The 19,127-nt window shown below is 59.7% G+C and carries 19 protein-coding genes; 8 read left to right on the forward strand and 11 right to left on the reverse strand.

Features of this window, described 5'->3' with window-relative positions; translation table 11 throughout:
* Positions 1-571 precede the first annotated feature (571 nt).
* The 4 genes from AB7531_RS28100 to AB7531_RS28115 all read right to left on the reverse strand — a co-directional run bounded on the left by AB7531_RS28100 (position 572) and on the right by AB7531_RS28115 (position 4,388).
* Positions 572-1,108 (reverse strand): hypothetical protein, encoded by a 537-nt coding sequence (locus tag AB7531_RS28100; protein ID WP_231144565.1) that lies wholly within the window; start codon positions 1,106-1,108, stop codon positions 572-574.
* A gap of 34 nt (positions 1,109-1,142) precedes the next feature.
* The gene (locus AB7531_RS28105; RefSeq protein WP_063984057.1) at positions 1,143-1,781 is read right to left on the reverse strand and encodes an acyl-homoserine-lactone synthase; all 639 of its coding nucleotides are present in this window, start codon (positions 1,779-1,781) and stop codon (positions 1,143-1,145) included.
* Between the two features lie 192 nt (positions 1,782-1,973).
* On the reverse strand, positions 1,974-2,702 hold the full coding sequence (locus AB7531_RS28110; protein WP_063984058.1) for an autoinducer binding domain-containing protein: 729 nt from the start codon (positions 2,700-2,702) through the stop codon (positions 1,974-1,976).
* A gap of 162 nt (positions 2,703-2,864) precedes the next feature.
* Positions 2,865-4,388: an aldehyde dehydrogenase family protein gene (locus AB7531_RS28115; protein ID WP_063984059.1), complete on the reverse strand. Its 1,524-nt coding sequence runs from the start codon at positions 4,386-4,388 to the stop codon at positions 2,865-2,867.
* A 185-nt stretch (positions 4,389-4,573) separates the two neighbouring features.
* On the opposite strand from AB7531_RS28115, the gene AB7531_RS28120 reads away from it, so the two are divergent.
* Complete coding sequence (locus tag AB7531_RS28120) at positions 4,574-5,638, forward strand: alcohol dehydrogenase (RefSeq protein WP_063984060.1); 1,065 nt, start codon at positions 4,574-4,576, stop codon at positions 5,636-5,638.
* Between the two features lie 47 nt (positions 5,639-5,685).
* On the opposite strand, the gene AB7531_RS28125 is transcribed toward AB7531_RS28120, so the two are convergent.
* The 6 genes from AB7531_RS28125 to AB7531_RS28150 all read right to left on the reverse strand — a co-directional run bounded on the left by AB7531_RS28125 (position 5,686) and on the right by AB7531_RS28150 (position 11,142).
* Positions 5,686-6,861 (reverse strand): ABC transporter substrate-binding protein, encoded by a 1,176-nt coding sequence (locus AB7531_RS28125; RefSeq protein WP_063984061.1) that lies wholly within the window; start codon positions 6,859-6,861, stop codon positions 5,686-5,688.
* Complete coding sequence (locus tag AB7531_RS28130) at positions 6,858-7,631, reverse strand: ABC transporter ATP-binding protein (RefSeq protein WP_063984062.1); 774 nt, start codon at positions 7,629-7,631, stop codon at positions 6,858-6,860. Before AB7531_RS28130 ends, AB7531_RS28125 begins: the two co-directional genes overlap by 4 nt.
* Entirely contained in the window at positions 7,628-8,389 is a 762-nt protein-coding gene (locus AB7531_RS28135; RefSeq protein WP_231144563.1) for an ABC transporter ATP-binding protein, read from the reverse strand. The genes AB7531_RS28130 and AB7531_RS28135 overlap by 4 nt, the downstream gene beginning before the upstream one ends.
* Positions 8,386-9,237: a branched-chain amino acid ABC transporter permease gene (locus AB7531_RS28140; RefSeq protein ID WP_231144562.1), complete on the reverse strand. Its 852-nt coding sequence runs from the start codon at positions 9,235-9,237 to the stop codon at positions 8,386-8,388. Before AB7531_RS28140 ends, AB7531_RS28135 begins: the two co-directional genes overlap by 4 nt.
* The gene (locus AB7531_RS28145) at positions 9,237-10,109 is read right to left on the reverse strand and encodes a branched-chain amino acid ABC transporter permease (RefSeq protein ID WP_063984064.1); all 873 of its coding nucleotides are present in this window, start codon (positions 10,107-10,109) and stop codon (positions 9,237-9,239) included. Before AB7531_RS28145 ends, AB7531_RS28140 begins: the two co-directional genes overlap by 1 nt.
* 73 nt (positions 10,110-10,182) lie before the next feature.
* Positions 10,183-11,142 (reverse strand): polysaccharide deacetylase family protein, encoded by a 960-nt coding sequence (locus AB7531_RS28150; RefSeq protein ID WP_063984065.1) that lies wholly within the window; start codon positions 11,140-11,142, stop codon positions 10,183-10,185.
* Between the two features lie 84 nt (positions 11,143-11,226).
* Here AB7531_RS28150 and AB7531_RS28155 point away from each other — a divergent pair, with 84 nt between their 5' ends.
* The 6 genes from AB7531_RS28155 (at position 11,227) to AB7531_RS28180 (ending at position 16,018) form a co-directional block, all read left to right on the forward strand.
* Positions 11,227-11,922 carry an isochorismatase family protein gene (locus AB7531_RS28155; RefSeq protein ID WP_231144561.1) on the forward strand — a complete coding sequence of 232 codons (696 nt, stop codon included), beginning with the start codon at positions 11,227-11,229 and terminating at the stop codon, positions 11,920-11,922.
* Positions 11,912-12,676: a maleate cis-trans isomerase family protein gene (locus tag AB7531_RS28160; RefSeq protein WP_063984067.1), complete on the forward strand. Its 765-nt coding sequence runs from the start codon at positions 11,912-11,914 to the stop codon at positions 12,674-12,676. The genes AB7531_RS28155 and AB7531_RS28160 overlap by 11 nt, the downstream gene beginning before the upstream one ends.
* 37 nt (positions 12,677-12,713) lie before the next feature.
* The gene (locus tag AB7531_RS28165; protein ID WP_187387740.1) at positions 12,714-13,352 is read left to right on the forward strand and encodes a MarR family winged helix-turn-helix transcriptional regulator; all 639 of its coding nucleotides are present in this window, start codon (positions 12,714-12,716) and stop codon (positions 13,350-13,352) included.
* 77 nt (positions 13,353-13,429) lie between these two features.
* On the forward strand, positions 13,430-14,941 hold the full coding sequence (locus tag AB7531_RS28170) for a 4-hydroxyphenylacetate 3-hydroxylase family protein (protein ID WP_231144560.1): 1,512 nt from the start codon (positions 13,430-13,432) through the stop codon (positions 14,939-14,941).
* Positions 14,942-15,043: 102 nt separating this feature from the next.
* Positions 15,044-15,541, forward strand: a complete 498-nt coding sequence (locus tag AB7531_RS28175) for a flavin reductase family protein (protein WP_080669672.1) — start codon at positions 15,044-15,046, stop codon at positions 15,539-15,541.
* Positions 15,542-15,553: 12 nt separating this feature from the next.
* Positions 15,554-16,018 (forward strand): site-2 protease family protein, encoded by a 465-nt coding sequence (locus AB7531_RS28180; RefSeq protein ID WP_084795179.1) that lies wholly within the window; start codon positions 15,554-15,556, stop codon positions 16,016-16,018.
* A 25-nt stretch (positions 16,019-16,043) separates the two neighbouring features.
* On the opposite strand, the gene AB7531_RS28185 is transcribed toward AB7531_RS28180, so the two are convergent.
* On the reverse strand, positions 16,044-16,310 hold the full coding sequence (locus tag AB7531_RS28185) for a metal-sensing transcriptional repressor (protein WP_063984071.1): 267 nt from the start codon (positions 16,308-16,310) through the stop codon (positions 16,044-16,046).
* 829 nt (positions 16,311-17,139) lie between these two features.
* Between AB7531_RS28185 and AB7531_RS28190 the strand changes: the two genes are divergently transcribed.
* Positions 17,140-19,119: a carbohydrate porin gene (locus tag AB7531_RS28190; RefSeq protein ID WP_441280192.1), complete on the forward strand. Its 1,980-nt coding sequence runs from the start codon at positions 17,140-17,142 to the stop codon at positions 19,117-19,119.
* Positions 19,120-19,127 lie beyond the last annotated feature (8 nt).

A 19,127-nucleotide genomic window follows, 5' to 3' on the forward strand; every position in this document is an offset into this window, starting at 1 on the left:
ATTTGTCTGCTGCATCAGCTTTTGGCAACGCGCATAAGAAGGCGCCATGGCTTGTATACAGCCCGCCCCCTGATCGCTCAGGTCGCGTCAAGACAGCAGACAGATCGTATAACGCCTGCGTCGAAGAGCGACCGGACAGCCCCGAACGCCAGAGGCAGGCTGTACCGGCGCGGCCGGAGCGAAAGTGGAGGGTCGCGCCAAGGACACGGTGTTCACAAGGAGCTGACAGGGGCGCGGTTGCTGCCTTCCGGTTCGGGACAATACGGGCGCCGCCCCCGCCTTTAGGAGCAACTTAATGGCTGTTTGCGGCCGGCCCTGCCAGAAGGTGTTTCACACGTCGTTTCCGGCTCACAGACTAATGCGGCTTGGTCGTGAGCTCAGATTTTGCCTCCGACTCGTTTCTCGTTCGAACGAGGTCCACATCGTTCGAAAATACTCTTCAGCACAAACGTCGCACGCGTCCGGTTGGCGCGGACCTTGGCGTCAGGGATCGAAGCCGGAAGGCCGAGACCGGACAGGGCTCGGTTCACGAGAGCCCGGCCAGCAAGCGAACGCTTGCGAGGGCGCCCAATCAAGGCAGCAACTGCCGGATCCTGTGTGTCATCGCCGGATCATCGAGAACCACCGCCCATTCGAACAAGGCTTGGCGAATTGTGGTGGTAACGATGCCGTGGTGCGCCAAGCGATCTGCGACAAACTGGCGGTCCGTCTCCCTTCGCGCAAACGCGAGATCCGAGAGTAGTCGCATTTCGTAACCCCGTTTAGCACCCTCAAGCGCTGCGATCAGCACCTCTTCCTCCAGAAACCCGCCACCGAGAAAAATGATACCGACGTCTGCCTCCGCAAAGTGAGCGGAAAATCCTGGGTCGCGCCACGGCGACAGAGCGTCGGACTTGAGGTGTTCGATCGAAGCCGCGACCTCCACCGGCAGCAGGTCTGTCAGATATTCGCCGACTGCGATCGACTTTGCGCCAAGAATTTCGTGACAGACCGGGAGCAGCGTCAGGCTTCCACCGCAGCGGACAGGGAAACGCTCTGCTACTCCCGCCGTACTGCCGCGCGCGAGGTTTAGCAAGACAACGCGACTCTGGCGGGGGTCTGCCAGCACAAGCGGGCTCCTTGACGCGCGGTGCCGCGCCCGATCACGCGGCTTTGCGGCCTTCGGGCTGATTGCGCACGACGGGCCCTTCGAGCCCTGCTTGGCGGTACATCGCCTCAAGCGCCAAATCGGAGTCCCGGAGATATCCCGCAAGCGCGGTTGTCTGGCCGAGCTTGCGCGGCTCCGTCAGCCTTTCCAGCGGCCAGCCGGCGCGTCTCAAGATGCGCTCCATCCGCACATCCGTAACGGTCACGATTGCGTTTGCACCTTTCGCCCGCATCGTTTCGAGCATTGCCGCGAACAGTACGAACGTCGCACGATTGATTCCGTGTGGGCCAAGCTCAACGGCTCGATCGGTATCCACACAAAACCGCGAGCTCTCCAGAATGAGCTCGCTCCTCGGCGCCTCTTTGTCGCCAAGCAATATTGGAAACGTGTCCGCGAGCATGGTGGGACCGGTGGTCGAAAGCAGCCTGACACACCCCAGGACGTCATAGTCGTCGGAGACGACCAAGACATAGGTCGGTGCCAGCGCATCGTAGATGTCGATCTCCAGATCTCCGGAGACTGAGACCGTCCAATCCAGACGATCCCTGAAAACACGACGGCGCAGGCGGAACATCTGCACCAAGAGGTCGAGTTGGGATCCGGTTTGACGATGATCGAGAGTAACAGCGTGCATGGCAAGCTCCGTTGAGGGAAAGCCCACCAGACCAGAGAGCGGCGCAAGCAGCGCCTGTGTTATTTGACAGGTTCACAACCAAACAGAAGCTTACGCCAGCGAGAGCCAACTCAGCGTCAATTTTCCCACAAGATAGCGGATTGCGATACGCGCTGGCGCGTCAATATAGGGATCTGAAGATGCCTCGTTGCGTCAGGGCAACAGCCGTCGCCGGATCGCCAGCGCAACGCAATGGGTGATCGAAACCGCGTCGAGCTTGCGGCGTGCGTTTTCGAGATGAAATGCCACTGTGCGCGCGGTGACGCCGACAAGCACGGCTGTCTCGGACACTGTCTTGCCGAGAGCGGCCCACGCAAGGCATTGGCGCTCGCGCTGGCTGAGGATCTGGCCCTCCCGCCGTGTCTGGTTCGCGGGGGCTCGCCCACGCAGATGCGTATGGAAATAGAGCCCGAGCAGTTGCACGATGTCATTCGACGTCGCAAGCAGGAGGTCCGGCTCCATCAGGGCATCATCGGTCGCGACCGTAAAGGCCGCCATGCGGCCGAACCCTGCCCTGATCGGCACCGTTATTCCGGACTTGATCCCGAATCCCGTTGCTTCCTCAAAGAAGCGGGATTGCTCACGGTTTCTTGGACGGGTTGACCCGGACGATGCTCCCCAGGTGAACATCGCGTGTTCGGCTCTGGCGCGGAGCACGACCGGATCGAGCCGATGATAGCGGTGGCGCAGATATCGGCTCGTCCAGGATTTCGGGTAGGACGAGATCAATTTTTGCGAGCTGTCGACAATACTGAGATAGGCAAACCAGCGAAAGCCGAGACCATGGGATGCTCGCGTGGCAATCCGCTCGAATTCGTCCTCGTCCATGGCCGTCTGAAGGGCGTCAATAAACTCCTGAAAGATGTTCTCCGTCCAGTTCATGATGGGCTGGATCCGACTGTTGCGCTGACGCGACCGGTTGATCCCTCAGGGATCGTTCTTTGAGCCCGAAACTCGGTCTGCGCGCATACGAGCCACGGCCTCAAGCCGCGACGGCTTGAGGCCAATTCTTGACGTCAACGCAGCCCAAGTCGGCTTGCTAATTTAGAGACGGATGCAGGCATCCCAGGGAGACAGCCCTCCCCAATTGACACACACGCTCTGTCTTCGCATGTAGCCCTTCCAGGCATCCGAGCCAGCAGTGCGTCCGCCGCCTGTCTCCTTCTCGCCGCCAAACGCAGCGCCGATGTCGGCGCCGGTCGTCCCCATATTGACCCTTGCGATGCCGCAGTCGCTTCCCGCGGCAGACAGGAACAGCTCGATATTGGATAGATCCGTGCTGTGAATGCCTGACGAGAGCCCCTGAGGTACGCTGTTGTTGATATGAATGGCCTCCTCAAGCGTATCGTAGATAAAGACATAGAGGATCGGAGCAAAGGTTTCCTTCTGAACAGAAGGCAAGTCGTGAGGCAGGTCTGTAATCAGCGTTGGCTCGACATAGTAGCCGGGACGATCGATACGCTTTCCACCAAAGATGACCTTTCCTCCAGCATCCCTTGCGTTTCGAACGGCCCTTTCAAAAAGCATCACTGCGTCGCGGTCCACCAGGGGGCCGACAATCGTTCCCTCCTCCCTGGGATCGCCGACCGTGATCTGACCAAAGGCCTGCTTCAAGAGCTCGATCAGAGGTTTCGCGACCGAACGTTGGACAATGACGCGTCTTGTGCTCGTGCAGCGTTGGCCGGTCGTGCCGACGGCACCGAAGGCGATGCTCCGCGCGGCCAGCGCGAGGTCAGCGGTCTGGTCAACGATACATCCGTTATTGCCTGAGCATTCGAGCAGGTAGCGGCGGCCCAACGTGCTGCCCACGACGTCTGCAACCCTCCGGCCAACGGCACTTGATCCGGTGAACGATACCAAAGCGATGCGCTTATCGTGGATGAGCAGCTCCGCTACACTGTTATCGCCGGGCATGAAAAGCGAGAAGACACCGTCGAGCTCGAGCTCGTTCATCGCCATATTGCAGATCTGCTGCAGGCCAAGCGCGGTGAGTGGCACTTTTGGACTAGGTTTCCAGATGACCGTATTGCCTCCGATAGCAGCAAGGAAGGCATTCTGGGCCCAGACCGATGCCGGGAAGTTGTAGGCTGTGATGACGCCGACGACGCCCAGCGGCAGCCATTGATCGTACATTCGGTGCTTGCTGCGCTGCGATTGCTGAACGAAACCATACATCATGCGCGATTGACCCGCCGCCATCGCAGCCATGTCGATGACTTCGCGGATTTCGGCCTTGGCCTCGCCAATCGCCTTGCCTGTGTCGAGGACGATGAGCGCAGCAAGGTCGTCAAGGTACTCTGCAGCAAGTGAACCTATCCGCCCGACCAGTTCTCCTCGCCTCGGAGCAGGAACGGTTGCCCACTCGGTTTGCGCGGCCTGAGCGCAGCGAATGACGCGCTCGTAGTCGCGCTCGTTGGCGCCAGCGATTTGGGCTACGACCTTGTCTTGAGCCGGGTCGACCGCATCGAACGGGATCCTGCCATCGGTCGGGCTCCATCCGTCGCCATGCGCGTACGTCCCGGAATTCAGAAAGCCGATATCGAAATTCTTCAGTGCCCTCTCAAACATCCCAGCCTCATTTAGTTATTTAACCAACCTAACTATATTGCTATAGATGCGTCACCTGGATGTCAATCGGACCGCGACTCGCATCACGACGTCAAAGGTGAAATCGAAAGCACGAAGATCGACGCGCGGCGGCTGAAGGCAAAAGGGCAAGGCGTCGTTCAGGCTCATTCACAACGGAGGAACATTTGAAAAGTCTCGCGCTCACCCAATACCGGGCTCCCCTCGAATGCGTCGAAACATCTACGCCCGTCCCGAAGGGCAACGAAGTCCTTCTCAGGGTCAACGCCTGTGGCGTTTGCCATACCGACCTTCATATCTGGGAAGGCGGCTATGACCTGGGCGGGGGCAAGATGATGAAGATGTCCGACCGGGGACAAAAGCTGCCGCACACCATGGGCCACGAGGTCGTTGGCACGGTGGTAGCGGCGGGCGAAGACGCCATGCGTCTCGCTGAAATGGGCAGAACCTATTTGGTCTATCCTTGGTTTGGATGTGGAGAGTGCCAGGTCTGCAAGAGCTCCGACGAGCATCTGTGTCCGACTCCGCAATATCTCGGCGTATTGCGCCCAGGCGGCTATGCCGACCACGTCCTGGTCCCCCACCCCCGATACCTCATCGATATTCCCGCGATCCCGCCGGAGCAGGCTGCGCCCTATGCGTGCTCGGGGCTGACGGCGTATTCCGCCCTGAAGAAGCTCGGCCCCGACCGCCTGGGAAAGCCAATCCTGATTGTCGGGGCCGGCGGGCTCGGCCTGATGTGCCTTTCTCTGTTGAAGGCGATGGGGCGGTCCGGCGCGATCGTTGCGGACATTGATCCCGATAAGCGCAGTGCGGCGCTGGCAGCAGGTGCCATTGCAGCTCTTGATCCTACGAAAGATGACTTTGCCAAACTCCTTGCCGAGAGCGCCCAGGGAGGCATTCATGCGATCATCGACTTCGTCGGATCGCCGGCTTCATGGGATCTCGCCATGGCGACCCTCGCCAAGGGCGCAATCTATGTAATCGTCGGTCTCTTTGGCGGCGAGCGCACGCTATCGCTGGCAACAATGCCCTTAAGGGCCATTACGGTGTCCGGCTCATTCGTTGGTAGCCGACGAGATCTGATCGAGCTGATGGGTCTGGTGCGGACAGGCGTGGACCAAATGCCGATTGTGACCAGGCCGCTTGATCGGGCTCATGAGACACTGTCCGATCTCAGGGAGGGCCGCGTTGTCGGACGAGCTGTCCTGGTGCCGGATCATCCGTCGTAATGGCAGTGGCTGGACGGTGCCGATGATCCGGCACCGTCCAGCCGTGTTCAATCTGCGGTACGCTGATCAAACAGAGTCCAGTGTCCGCCTTTGGCCTCAAGTACGTAAATGGGCTTGATCGCGTCACCATTCTCCCGAAATGTGATTTTCCCACCAAGAGCCGGGTAATCCTTCATTTTCCGCAATTCGTCCCTGACAGCGGTGCGCTCAGCAGCGATTTTGGACGGCTCGCCCGTCACGCCAGCGCGCTTCATGGCCTCCGCATAGAGGTAGACGATATCGTAGCTGGATATATCAGTCTGATTTGGCACCGTCCGGCCGATTTTGGCGGCTTCTGCCCGGGTCGCAAACGACCTTGCAAAGGCCCGGACGGCATCGTTGAGATCGCTATAGAAGGGTGAGCCAATGATCGTCCCCTCGCCCGCATCTCCAAACCGGACCGGCAAGTCGGGATCGCCGACCGTCGTGCCCGCGAACAGGCGAGCGCTAACGCCCTGCCGTTTCATCTCCTTGGCCAGATTGATCATGGCCTCGGGGGGAGCCCCAACGCCGACGATATCGGGCTTCAGCTGGGCGAGCTTCGAGACCTGAGCCGACATGTCGAACGCCTTGTACGGAAAATCGACGAATCCGCCGACGGGGACTTCGACTTTAATCAGCGCCTCCGGCAGCACCGTGGTGCCGACCGCCTTGGATACGGCGTCGTCGGTCGCGTAAGCAATCGCCGCAGTCCCCATGCTGAGATTCTTGGCGCGCATGGCCTTGAGAACCATCTCGATGACCAGGCCTTCATCGACAGTATTCCGGAAAGCATACTTGAATGGGGCCGCTACTCCAGGTGCGGAAGATGACATCGACATCTGGACGATCCCGAGCCGTTCTCCGGCCGAAAATGCCACGCGCGCCTCGCTCGACGAGAATGGGCCGACGATGGCAAGGGCCCCGTTGTCACGAGCGAACTGCTCCACCGCGAGCACCGATTGCTTGGGGTCACCGGCCGTATCGAATTTCACGAGCCGGATTGCGGATCCGTTGACGCCGCCGGCGCGATTAATCTCGTCAACGGCCATATCGACGGCAATTTCGTTTGCGTTCGCCACACTTACGAACGTACCGGTCCTGGCCATCGACAACCCGATGACCAACTCCCTTTCGTGCCCATACGCCGCCGACGCAAGCGCGCTTGCAATTGCGATTCCCGCCAGAATTCTTCTGCATTTCATGAACGCCTCCCTGCTGACTTCCTCTTGTGATCAATCTCCGTAACCTCGCGAGCCGCGCCCCCGAGATAGGCTTCCTGAAGGCGAGCGCTGCCAGCGATGGCGGCAGCATTCCCCTCGAGGGCCACTCGGCCCAATTCCAGCACTGTCGCGCGGTGAGCGATCCTCAGAGCATTTGCGGTGTTCTGCTCAATCAGCAGCACGCTGAGCCCCTCGCGATTGTATTCCCGGATGAGCTCGAACAGCTTCGAGACAAACAAGGGTGACAGGCCGAGGGATGGTTCATCCATCATCAGGAGTTGTGGTTTCGCCAGCATTGCGCGGCCGAGCGCAAGCATCTGCTGTTCCCCACCAGATAAGCATGATGCATCATGATTTCGGCGCTGCGCGAGATTTGGAAACCGATCATAGATGCCATCGATCTCACGCCGTACGGCAGTCTTGTCCTGCCGCATATGGGCGCCAAGAAGCAGGTTTTCTTCGATCGTCATGGACACCAGGATCCGCCGGCCCTCCGGCACGAGAACGAGCCCGGTGTCGATGCGACGGTGAATCGGCCAGCGGGTGATGTCCGCGCCGGCGAAAGTAATCCTGCCATTCGCTGGCGAGACCATTCCGAGAATTGAATGGAGCAGAGTGCTCTTGCCGGCCCCATTTGCACCGACAACGGTCACGATCTCACCATGCGCGACTTGCAGCGAAACACCGATGAGCGCCTCGACCCGCCCGTAACACGCCGACATTTGCTCAATGTCGAGGATCAATCCGCTCATGCCGCCTGCTCCGCCCCAAGATAAGCTTCACGAACTTGCTCATCCGTCCTCACCTGGTCGAATGATCCTTCTGCGATTTTGCAGCCAAAGTTCAGCACGACAATTTTCTCGCAGACCGATCGGATGAACTGCATGTCGTGCTCGATCACGAGAAGGGTTACTCCCCGCTCCTTCAGAGTATCGAGATGGCTATGCAATTCGCGTGTTTCCGATGCATTGAGACCCGCAGCCGGCTCGTCGAGCATCAAAACCGAGGGCGACGACAGGGTTGCCCGGATGAGATCCACGCGCTTGCGGATCCCGTAAGGGAGCAGACCTACGGGTTCATCGGCATACTGACCTAGACCGAACGCCGAAAGCTCGGCCTTGGCCGCGCAGATCCACTCGTGATCCCGAACCAATCGAAATGGCCGCATCACATCGAAAGGCCGCGTCAGTGTGACGTGCTGGCCGATGAGCAGATTATCGATCACTGACAGACGGGGGATCAGACGGATATTCTGAAAGCTGCGAGCGATTCCGCGCTTGATTCGATAGCGTGACGGAAGATTCACGATATCCGAGCCGCGAAACCGAATGCTTCCCGAAGTGACCGGGTACACACCGCTGATGAGGTTGAAGACGGTCGTCTTCCCGGCACCATTGGGACCGATCAGTGCGGTTGCTGTTCGCTCCGGCACGTCGAAGGAGAGCTCGCGAACGACTTCGAGACCGCCGAACGCTTTTGATAGATTTTGCATCGAAAGGAGCATGCTCATGACGCGGTTGTTCCGCCCTGCACTGCGGCCTGCGTGCGCCGACGCGTCAGTCCACGAGTGATCAGCCCTTGCGGACGCAGGGCCATGAAGAGGATGATGAAAAGTGCAAAGATCGCATATCGCCACTGCGAGCTGGACCTCAGTGCTTCCGGCACAATCGTGAAGATCGCGGCACCGACGAGAGGCCCCCAAACCGATTGAGTCCCTCCGAGCAATACGTAGAGCACGGTGTAGGTGCTCAGCATCACGCCGAAGTACTGCGCCTCGACGTAGTTGAAGTAGTGCGCATATAGTGCCCCACCTACGCCGGCGATGGTCGCGCCAGCAGTCAGTGCGGCGACACCAAGGGCCTTGACATTCAGGCCCAGGAGGTCGGCGACCAAAGGATCATTCTTCACGGCCGCGAGATAGATCGGCACTCGTGTCGTCGACATCAGACATACGAGCAAGACGACTACGACCGTCACGGCGACGACCGTAAAGGCCTCGATGTGGGTCGAGACGGGATAGCCGGCGGCACCGCCGACAACTTCCAGATTAAGCAAAATCGCGCAGATGACCTGTCCCAAAGCAAAGGTCGCAAGGGACAGATAAATGCCCTGGGTCCTAAGGATTGGCATCGCAACCACGAACGCCAGGATTGCCGCTGTCCCCCCGCCAGCCGCTATAGCGGCAAGGGCCGGCCATCCGCACATGTTGGTGAGATATGCAGAGGCGTAGGCCCCGATCGCCATGAATCCCGCGATTCCGAGATTGAGCTGTCCCGCGGCCATCGGCAGGTAGACGCCGTAAGCGGCGATGGTGTTGAGGGCAAGAAGCACGATGAGCCCGGTCAGATACCCCGACATCAGAACTTCTCCCTGGCGACAGCCATGCCAAAAAGCCCTTCAGGCTTTATGATCAGCAAAGCCAGGAGTAAGCCGTAGACGCCGATATTGACGAAGTCGGCACCAAGGAACTGCGTCGACAATATCTCGACGAGCCCGATCAGCAGGCCGCCAGCGACCGCTCCCCAGATGTTGCCCATGCCGCCGATGATCATTGCGCTGATACCCTTGAACCCGATGCTCTCCCCCATGGACGAGGACACCTGCAGGTAGCTAATCGCGAAGAGGATGCCACCGGCGCCCGTAAACAGCGCACTCAGCACGAACACTCTAGGGACGACGGAGCCGACATTCACACCGAGAATCGATGCCGTGCGGCGGCTTTCGGCGATCGCCCTGACCTGACGCCCGAGGTTCGTGAACCGCAACGACAGGGACAGTGCGATCACAAACGCGAGCGAAAGTGCCAGACTTAGAAGCTGAGCTCCGCCGACGATGATCGAGCCCGCTCTGAAATTAAAATCCGCAATGATCGCGGGATAGGATTGTTGGTCAGATCCCAACCACAAGACGATCAGGTTCTCGAGGAGAACCAGGAATCCCAATGAGCTGACGAGAGGAACCTCCGGGTCGCTGTCGCTGCTCGGCCGATAAGTCAGGAAATAGACGGCGACTCCCACGACGGCGCTCGCCATTAGCGCGAAGCCGAACGCGAGCAGCCAGTGCTGGCCGCTCTTCAGCGCGGCCCACGAAACCATTCCTGCAACCATGAAGATGCCAGGAATAGAAAAATTGAGGAAGTTGAGAACACCGATCGCCAGCGTAAAGGCGACGGCGACCATCACGTACACGCCGCCGAGCATGAGGCCATTAACAATTTGCTGAGCAATCATGGCCGCTCCGCTACTTCGATCGAGGCAGACTTATCGAGATATCGCTTCACCATATTGAGCATCTCCCGGCAGATCAGACGCGGCTTTGGCGATGCGATGAATGCTCAGGCGAAATGCCTGTCCCTGCGATCTCGGGGCTGAGAAGCGTCCCCTTGGGCAGCGAGAGTGCATGAGCGGCTATCTTGCCGGCCGTCGTGATCCAGACCTTGTCGCGCTGAGAGGCGATGTGCGCGAGCGCGCGCCGCAACTTTCGGGTTCGGTGCGGCTGGCCCATGACAAAGGTGTGGAGTGCGGCCGAGAAGACGAGCGGATATTTCTCGGAGTCCTGCAATTGCTGATCGAAAGCATCGACCAAGAGATCGGCAAACTCAGCGTCGCTGACCCTTCTATTGAAGACGGCCGGCAGATCGTTCAACTCCATGGATGGATACGGCACGCTGAGAATTGGGCCGAGATCCGTTCTGAACAGCTGCGGCTGCTCGTCGTAGAACCAGTCGAGCATATAGCCGAAGCCTTGCTCGACCAGCAGCTCTGGGGTTTTCGTGCTCTGCGAGATGAAGGGTCCGAGCCACCCCTGCGGCGCCGTCCCCTCTTCCTTCTCGAAGCGGAGCCGAACCTCTCTCAGCATGTCGCGTTCTTCGTCCTCGGTCATGTCGATCTGCCGCTCCGAATTTGTACGACCGTGGCCGACGAACTCGTCGCCCCGCCGTCGAAACGCATCCATGAGCGCGGGATAGGCATCGTAGACGGCGGTATTGGCAAGTACCGAGAGCTGGATGTCGAACTCCTGGAAGAGATCGATCAGGCGCCAGATCCCAACCCGGTTACCGAAGTCCCGGTAAGCATAGCCGCGATGAAACGGCGGGGCGGGCATGGTCGTGAAGTCCGGTCCAGGGTTTCGGCCGAACTCGAATGCTTCGATATTGATTGCAAAATAAACGGCAAGTCTCCTGCCACCGGGCCAATCGTAGGTCGGCCGCTGTGTGATTGGCACGAACGGATAACGATCCATCTTTGTATCAAACTTGGCCATGGGCCCTCCTCGCTTCCTCTATTGACCGCAACGCTATCCGACGATATTTAATTTTGCAAACTAATTTTATAGAGGAGATCTGACGTGCGACCGTGGGACGGCATCATCACTGACGAAGATCGACGAGCTTACGATGCGGCCGGATTCGGCCGCTCGGCGGGCATTGGGCGCAGGCCTGCGCTTCTCATTATCGACGTGCAGTATCGAACGACCGGCTCGTTGCCGCTGCCGTTTTGGCAAGCGGTCGAGGAATATCCGACGTCCTGCGGTGAGGTCGCATGGCAGGCCGTTGGGCACATCAGCACAGTGCTGGAACTATTTAGAAAGAAACGTTGGCCCGTCCTCTTTCCACATGTCGCGCCGAAGGTCCTGCAGGACGGCGGCCGGCTTGCGGCAAAAGTCCCCTCGATCATGACGATTCCGCCCGTCGGGTACCGCTTTGTCCGGGAAGTCGCGCCGATCGACGGCGACATACTGATACCGAAGAAACACCCCAGCGCCTTCTTTGGCACCACTCTGGTGAGCCATCTCGTGGACCTCCAGGTCGACAGCCTCATCATGACGGGTTGCACGACGTCAGGCTGCGTCCGCGCCAGCGTGGTCGACGCCTTCTCCTACAATTTTCACGTCGCCGTGCCGCAGGAGTGTGTCTACGACCGCAGCTCGATCGCTCATGGCGTGAACCTGTTCGACATGGCCCAGAAATACGCTGACGTACTTCCAACCAGCGACCTGCTTAAATCCCTTGAGAAGCTGACGGAGCGCGACGATGTCCAATGATTTTGAGTACGGATCCGGCGGCATTGTTGGCTTCGCCCCGCCACAGTCCAATCCGACCGTAGAGCCTGAAATGGCCGCACTTATGCCACCGGACGTGCTGAGCCTCACCACACGGCTCCGCGGCGATCCCATCGACGCCCGCAAGAGGTTTTCAGACTATTTGTTCAATCTGGGGGAGAGCCTCGAGGGGTTTGGCGCAATCAGGCTCGGGGCCCTTGGTTTCGCCTGCACCGCAACGACCTACCTGCTGGGTCATGACGAGGTGCGTCGGAAGTTCGAGCAGCTCTCCCGGCTATACGGCTACCCTATTCTCTCCTCGGCCGAGGCCATTGAGCTTGCTCTCGCCGAGCTCGGGGCGCGGCGCATTGCCCTCTTTGGACCCTACCCGGGCTGGCTGCAGGAGGCATCATTCTCGTTCTGGTCACAGGCCGGCTTTGATCTGACGGCGAAAGGGGGAATTGACCTCGGCTCCAGTGACACGCTTAACATATATAAGCTACGCGCCTCCAAGGTTGTCGAAGCGGTCCTGCGCCTGGACTGGCACTCGGCCGACGCGATTGTCCTGACCGGCACTGGCGCCCCGACCTTGCGGGCCATACCAGACATCGTTCGCGCCACAGGCAAGGCGGTGCTTTCCTCCAATCTTTGCCTTGGCTGGGCGGTCCTCAAGGCGATTGGCCACAAGGCCGCGCTCCCTGTTGGCATGGGCCAAAGCATGCTAATCGACGATTGGCCCGCGCGGGCGGCACGATAGCGATTCGTACGCTACGGCCTTCTGAGGAACAGTTGAGATGACAAAGTCGAGGGAGCGCGTATCGAAGGCCAAGCCAGGTGCGGCAGTCACCCGGCCTCGCGCCCCCAAACTACCGCCAACGATTTCCCGCGCCGCGCTCATGGTCGATGGGACTGACATGCTGGTGCGGAGGATCACCCACCAGCATTTCGTGCTTTCCAGCCTGCTTGAGACCGTTCGTAGCGGATTTGCCTCTCTGGTCGGCCTTTCCACTTTTCAGTATGTGCTCATGCAGGCCGTGGGACGTCTGACTGATAAGCAGCAATGGACCGTCAGATCGACAGCGCGCGAGATGCATGTGACGGACGCCTACGCAAGCGTTGAGATCGCCGACCTCGTCGAGCAGGGTTATCTGGCCAAGGTCGTCAATCCAGATGATAGGCGGGTCAGCTTTCTCGAACTTACCGATAAGGGCGTGTCCTCGCTTTCGGCGATTGCGCCCATACAGCAAATAGTCAATGACGCGCTCTACGGGCACCTCGATAGCAATAGCGCCCTCACCTACTCCAACGAGCTGAGCGTCTTGATCTCTCGTGCCGAGAGCGCGATTTCGGTCCTGAACGATGTCGCCGCAGACCAACGCGAGGCTGCGCTGCGCCAGCCAACCAAGCGTCGGCGACGGACAACAGCGCGATAACCCCCAGGGAGGCCTGCTTGACTCCAAGGCCCCATCTCTTTATTTAGTTTACCTAACTAATTTTGGAGAGATGAACAATGCTTCGGACCGGCGCCAATTATCTTCGATCGCTGAGAGACGGCCGCAAGATCTACCTCGGTGGCCACCTCGTTGATGACGTGACCACCCATCCTGCCTTCCGCAATTCTGCTCAAAGCTTCGCGCGCTTGTTCGATCTGAAATGCAATCCGGATCATTTCGATCGACTTTCCTTCTCGGAAGACGGTCAGCGTCATAGTTTCTATTTCAAGCGGCCGCGTAGCCGCCAAGACCTCGAATTCCGCACGGCCGGGCACAAAGCGTGGGCCGATGCCAGCTACGGACTGTTCGGTCGATCCCCAGATCACGTTGGATCTTTCATTACCGGGATGACCTGTCGGCCCGAAGTGTTCGACGTTCCGAACCACGGCTTCAAACAAAACCTCCTCGACTATTACACCTACATCCGCGACAACGATCTCTATGTCAGCTATGCGACCCACCCTCCACAGGGCGCGCGCAACTACTCATCTGACGCCGGCTCGTCGTTCTTCAAGTCGCCGGCACTTCATGTTTCGGCCATGGACGACGAGGGGATCACTCTCCACGGCATGAAGACACTCGCGACCGGAGGCGCGTTTTGCGACGAGATCTGGATCGGAAACCTGACGCCGCTAGCGCCTGACCGGATCAAGGAAGCCGTGACCTGTGCGGTACCGGCCAATGCGCCGGGACTATCGCTCTGGTCACGACGATCGATGGAGCAGGCCGCACCGAACACGTTCGACTACCCCCTCTCCTCTCGCTTCGACGAGAGCGATTGCATGCTCGTCTGCGACAACGTGAAGGTCCCATGGTCACGCGTCTTCACGATCGGAAACGTCGACCTCAGTCGCGCGATCTACATGGAAACGGGTGGGCACTACTTCGGAAATCATCAATCGAACGTACGCTTCTGGGCAAAGCTTCAATTGATCGTCGGGCTTGCGAACAAGATTGCAAAATCTGCCGGCGTCCGCGGAATTCCCGCCGTTCAGGAGACACTCGGAAAACTTGCGGCCATGGAGGCGACGATCGCCGGCTTGATCGCTGGCCAGGTCGCCGATCATCAGCCCGTTGGCGACGGGTATGTCGTGGTCAATCAGCGTTACATGTACGCCGCTCTCAGCTGGTGCCAGGACAATTATGGGCTGATCTGCGCGACGGTAAGAGAGTTGATGGGCGGCGCCATCTTCCAGATGCCAGCCGACATCTCAATCGTCGGAAACGATCAAATGAACGCTCTTTTTGAGACTTATTGGTCGACTGAGCATGAGAGCGCGCTGGATCGGATGAAGCTCTACAAGCTGGCCTGGGATCTACTGGCCTCGGAGTTCGGCGCCCGACACGTTCAATATGAGAACTTCTATGCGGGGCCGCCATTCCTCGTTCGGGCCCATAGCATGAGGCTCGCACCCTGGGCATCGCTTGATCAGACCGTCGACAAGCTGATGGCTAGCTACGATCTGCCCGCGAACAGCGCGTCATTTCACCATACCCAGCAAATCGAAGCCGCGATCCCTGCTGAATAGCAGGAGCCTGATCTGCCACGTCCTCAAGGCGATTCGAAGCAAGATACGAGCCACGCTTGCCAAGCGCAGACACTTGCAGCCGACCTGAGAGAGCACATAGCCATGACTTTCAACAATCGACAGTTCCGTGATGCGCTTGGCTACTTCCCGACCGGAGTCATCGTTGTAACCGCAACGACCGACGAGGGCGAGCGACTGGGCATGACCATGAGTTCGTTTAACTCGGTATCGCTAACTCCTCCTCTCGTAGCCTTCAGCATTCACCTCGAAGCGGCGAGCCTGGTGAAATGGCGGTTATGCCGTCGGTACGCCATAAACGTACTCGGCGAAGAGCAGGGCCATCTGTCCGATCGCTTTGCGCGCGCAAAATCTGGCAAATGGGACGACATATCTGCGACCGACGGACAGTTCGGTACCCCACTCCTTCCCGACGTGCTGGTCGCGCTGGAGTGCGAACAATATGCCCGACACGACGGCGGGGACCACGAACTCTTCATCTCTCGGGTGCTCGCCATTCACGAAAGCCCGAGAACTTCACGACACCCCCTGGTCTTTCAGAGAGGCCGTTATTGGTCACTTCAAAAAGACCAATGCGCGTAGAAGGCGATCAGCATGTGGCAGATCCCTTTGCTTGCTATTGGCGGCTACTGCGCCCTGGTCGTCTATGAGCTTGGTCATCTGCTTGCTGCCCGCGCCTTCGGCATCAATGCAGTGGTCGTGACTATTGGACTGGGTCCAACGATCGGTCGACTTTCCGATGGATCAGGCACGATTTTGGCCTTCAGGGTTCTGCCTGTTCGGTCAACGTGCGGCTTCTATGACGGACCCGAGTCTCTCAAGCCAACAAAGCCGAACACTCGCCCCTCAATCGGTGGCCTCTCGATTCCACGGCGTGCAGCCATTCTAATCGCGGGGCCGTTCTCAAACGTAGCGTTCGCGTGCGCCCTGTTGCTGGTCACCCATGCTTGGGATCCAGACTTCGCCGCTCCTAACCTTGGGAAAACCGGCAGCGAAATAGCGAGTGCTCTCTTCGTCGTCGCGTTCAAATGGCCGGTGAGGCCCGCAGGGGGGTGCTGACGTTGCGAAGGATCGGTCAACGGCCTCAGAGGTATTTCGCCAGCAGCTTGAACTCCTTGAGCGTCGCCCTGCCCTTCGACCCCGCGGCGGGGAAGGATCGTTCAAGACTATGACTGAGATGATCGTGGACCAGCATCTTTTTGGCGTTCTCGATCGCTCCTTCCACCGCCTGCAATTGTTGGGCGATCTGGACGCAAGGGCGATCCTGTTCGATCATCTCTATAATCGTTTCGAGATGGCCGTGTGCGCGTTTCAGGCGGCGGGCAATCGAGCTGTGAGCATGATCTTTCATGACGTCTCCTATCCTCCCAGGGAGGATACGTCATATCCTCCCTGGAGGATAGAACTGTGTGCTTGACTCCACGCGATCGCAAGCATATTGGGCCAGTCACCGTCTGGAACATTCCGTTCCCGACGGATCACAACCAGACGAAGAGCTATGGGCAGTACCACCTATGGCGCCGCGCTCCCCGAAGGAGCAACGCAGCCGCAGAACACAAGCGTCCGCGAAAGCGGCGGCAGCGACAGGAATTACGACCGCAAATAGGCGGTCTCGTTCCGCTCACTGACCTGCCGCGTCATGCGGAGGTGGAGGTGAGCGATGTTGAAGGTAATCGCACGAATTCGGTTGCGCGGACTTTGCCGCTTTGCGCGCAGAGCAAGCGGTCCCTTTCCCGCCAACGACAATCTACGCGTCCACAACGTTGGCCGATCGATCCGCCCGCGGCTTCTCTGCCGCTGGTCGACGGACGACAATGGACTGGTCTGCCATTGGTCCGAGGAGATGACCGTGGCGCCAGGATTGCCGCGCCAATGGTCGGCGTCTGAGCCACTTCAGGCACCCTGGATTGGATCTGGCGCGTAAGCCGTCGCCGATGGTGGGCCCGATGATCAAGGCACTTTTCGCACGACTGCGACGCCTAGTGGCGGCGGCCGTCCTTCGGATGGCCAGCCGAACTCTGCATTGCGCCATGATCCTCCACGGTCAGCGACGGATTTCCCATCAAGGTCTTCGAGCGGTCCTGTCCGGAACACGCTGGCTGGGACGACTAGGCGCCTGGCTCGCTTTGGGACAGCGGCGCAAGCAGTGATCGGCGGCTGCCGATGCACGGAGGTTTGGAATGAAGCGATTTCTTGCCATTGGAAGCGTACTCACGGGCTTGGGATGCCCCCAGCCGCATGCCGCCGATCTGCCGCTGAAGGCACGAACGGCGAAGACCCTCTACGACTGGACCGGCTTCTATGTCGGCGGCCATTTCGGCTACGGCGATGCGAGCTTTGGGCCCGGCACCAACCCTCTGCCCGCGCAGGGAATGATCCTGCCGTCCAGCGCGACCGGCCTCTCCGGCGGCTACCAGCTTGGCTATAATCGCCAGCTCGCAAACCGTATCGTGCTCGGAATCGAGGCGGACTCCACGTTCACCGGTCCGCGCGACGTCGTCGCGCATGGACGGTCACCGACCCCCTTCAACACCACAATCGACTATGTCGGCACCGTGCGCGGCCGCATCGGCTATGCCTTCGACCGCTTCATGCCTTTCGTCACCGGCGGTTTCGCCTGGGGCCATACGCATATCAACATCAATGATGCCGACGGTGTCTCGGAGCTGTTTCCGGTCGGAAAGTATCAAACCGGGTGGACGGCGGGCCTCGGCCTTGAATTGGCCGTCAGCGGCAATTGGAGCGCAAAGGCCGAATACGACTACGTCGCGCTGTCGCGACGAACCTACGATCTCAGCGGCTTTGGCCTCGCCAATGTCGATGTCGAACCGCGCGTTCATCTGTTCAAGCTCGGCCTGAACTACCACTTCGGCGATACGCCCTGGATGGCGCCGATCAACGGCAAGACGAAACTGCCGGAGTCCGGCGACTGGAATGTCCACGCCCAGACGACCGTGCTGCCGCAGGGCTACGGGCCGATCCATTCGCCCTATGCGAGCCCGCAGAGCCTGCCCGGCAGCGGCCAGTTTCAGGCGACGTGGACGACCACGGCGTTTCTGGGTGCGCGGCTGTGGGACGGCGGCGAATTCTACTTCAATCCCGAGCTGGCCCAGGGCTTTGGTCTCAACGGCACGCTCGGACTTGCCGGCTTCTCCAATGGCGAAGCCCAGAAGGCTGGCGCGCCGTTCCCGAAAATCCGTCCGCAGCGCTACTACTTCAAGCAGACCTTCGGCCTCGGCGGCGAGCAGGAAGAGGTGGCCGACGCGCCGAACCAGCTCGCCGGCAAGCGCGACATCGACCGCATCACGCTGATCGTCGGCCGTTTTGCCGTCGGTGATTTCTTCGACGGCAACTCATATGCAAAAGACCCGCGCGCCGACTTCATGAACTGGGCGATGTGGTCGTCGGGGGCGTACGATTTCCCCGCCGACCTGCCCGGCTACACGCGTGGCGCCGTGGTCGAGCTCAACCGCAAGGATTGGGCCGTGCGCGCCGGACTGTTCCAGGTCCCCGATGCGCCCAACAGCGACACACTGGTCTACAAGACGGGCGGCGCGGTCGTCGAATTCGAGGAGCGCCATTCGATCTTCGAGCAGCCGGGCAAATTGCGTGTCGGCGTCTTTGCCAATGGCGGCAACACCGCGAACTATCGCGAAGTCCTGACACTGGCGGCCGCCAACCCTGCGCTCAACATTAACGACATCGCCACCGCAACCCAGCGCATCCGCTCCAAATACGGCTTCTACGTCAATCTCGAGCAGCAGATCGTCAACGACGTCGGGCTGTTCGCCCGCGCGAGTTGGAACGACGGCCAGAACCAGATTCTGTCATTCACCGACATTGACCGCAGTCTCTCCGGCGGCCTGTCGATCAAGGGCGGCCGCTGGGGACGGCCGGACGACACGGTCGGCATCGGCGGCGCCATCAACGGCTTGTCGGCCGGGCATCGCGACTTCCTCGCCGCCGGCGGCATCGGCCTCCTGATCGGCGACGGCCGTCTCAACTACAACAACGAGCGGATTCTCGAGGCCTACTATGCCTATTCGGTGATCGAGGGCGTGACGATGACCGCCGACTATCAGCTCGTCGTCAATCCCGCCTACAACGCCGATCGCGGGCCGGTCTCGATCTTCTCGGGCCGCTTGCACGCGGAATTCTAACTGAGAGG

Source organism: Bradyrhizobium sp. 63_E2_N1_3 (genome assembly GCF_052076005.1).
In the GTDB taxonomy this organism is placed as follows: domain Bacteria; phylum Pseudomonadota; class Alphaproteobacteria; order Rhizobiales; family Xanthobacteraceae; genus Bradyrhizobium; species Bradyrhizobium barranii.

What these genes read in the sequence shown, in the direction of transcription:
- AB7531_RS28105 (WP_063984057.1), bottom strand. Translation starts at nt 1,781, where the DNA reads ATGCACGCTGTTACTCTCGATCATCGTCAAACCGGATCCCAACTCGAC.
- AB7531_RS28110 (WP_063984058.1), bottom strand. Translation starts at nt 2,702, where the DNA reads ATGAACTGGACGGAGAACATCTTTCAGGAGTTTATTGACGCCCTTCAG.
- AB7531_RS28115 (WP_063984059.1), bottom strand. Translation starts at nt 4,388, where the DNA reads ATGTTTGAGAGGGCACTGAAGAATTTCGATATCGGCTTTCTGAATTCC.
- AB7531_RS28125 (WP_063984061.1), bottom strand. Translation starts at nt 6,861, where the DNA reads ATGAAATGCAGAAGAATTCTGGCGGGAATCGCAATTGCAAGCGCGCTT.
- AB7531_RS28130 (WP_063984062.1), bottom strand. Translation starts at nt 7,631, where the DNA reads ATGAGCGGATTGATCCTCGACATTGAGCAAATGTCGGCGTGTTACGGG.
- AB7531_RS28135 (WP_231144563.1), bottom strand. Translation starts at nt 8,389, where the DNA reads ATGAGCATGCTCCTTTCGATGCAAAATCTATCAAAAGCGTTCGGCGGT.
- AB7531_RS28140 (WP_231144562.1), bottom strand. Translation starts at nt 9,237, where the DNA reads ATGTCGGGGTATCTGACCGGGCTCATCGTGCTTCTTGCCCTCAACACC.
- AB7531_RS28145 (WP_063984064.1), bottom strand. Translation starts at nt 10,109, where the DNA reads ATGATTGCTCAGCAAATTGTTAATGGCCTCATGCTCGGCGGCGTGTAC.
- AB7531_RS28150 (WP_063984065.1), bottom strand. Translation starts at nt 11,142, where the DNA reads ATGGCCAAGTTTGATACAAAGATGGATCGTTATCCGTTCGTGCCAATC.
- AB7531_RS28160 (WP_063984067.1), top strand. Translation starts at nt 11,912, where the DNA reads ATGTCCAATGATTTTGAGTACGGATCCGGCGGCATTGTTGGCTTCGCC.
- AB7531_RS28165 (WP_187387740.1), top strand. Translation starts at nt 12,714, where the DNA reads ATGACAAAGTCGAGGGAGCGCGTATCGAAGGCCAAGCCAGGTGCGGCA.
- AB7531_RS28170 (WP_231144560.1), top strand. Translation starts at nt 13,430, where the DNA reads ATGCTTCGGACCGGCGCCAATTATCTTCGATCGCTGAGAGACGGCCGC.
- AB7531_RS28175 (WP_080669672.1), top strand. Translation starts at nt 15,044, where the DNA reads ATGACTTTCAACAATCGACAGTTCCGTGATGCGCTTGGCTACTTCCCG.
- AB7531_RS28180 (WP_084795179.1), top strand. Translation starts at nt 15,554, where the DNA reads ATGTGGCAGATCCCTTTGCTTGCTATTGGCGGCTACTGCGCCCTGGTC.
- AB7531_RS28185 (WP_063984071.1), bottom strand. Translation starts at nt 16,310, where the DNA reads ATGAAAGATCATGCTCACAGCTCGATTGCCCGCCGCCTGAAACGCGCA.
- AB7531_RS28190 (WP_441280192.1), top strand. Translation starts at nt 17,140, where the DNA reads ATGAAGCGATTTCTTGCCATTGGAAGCGTACTCACGGGCTTGGGATGC.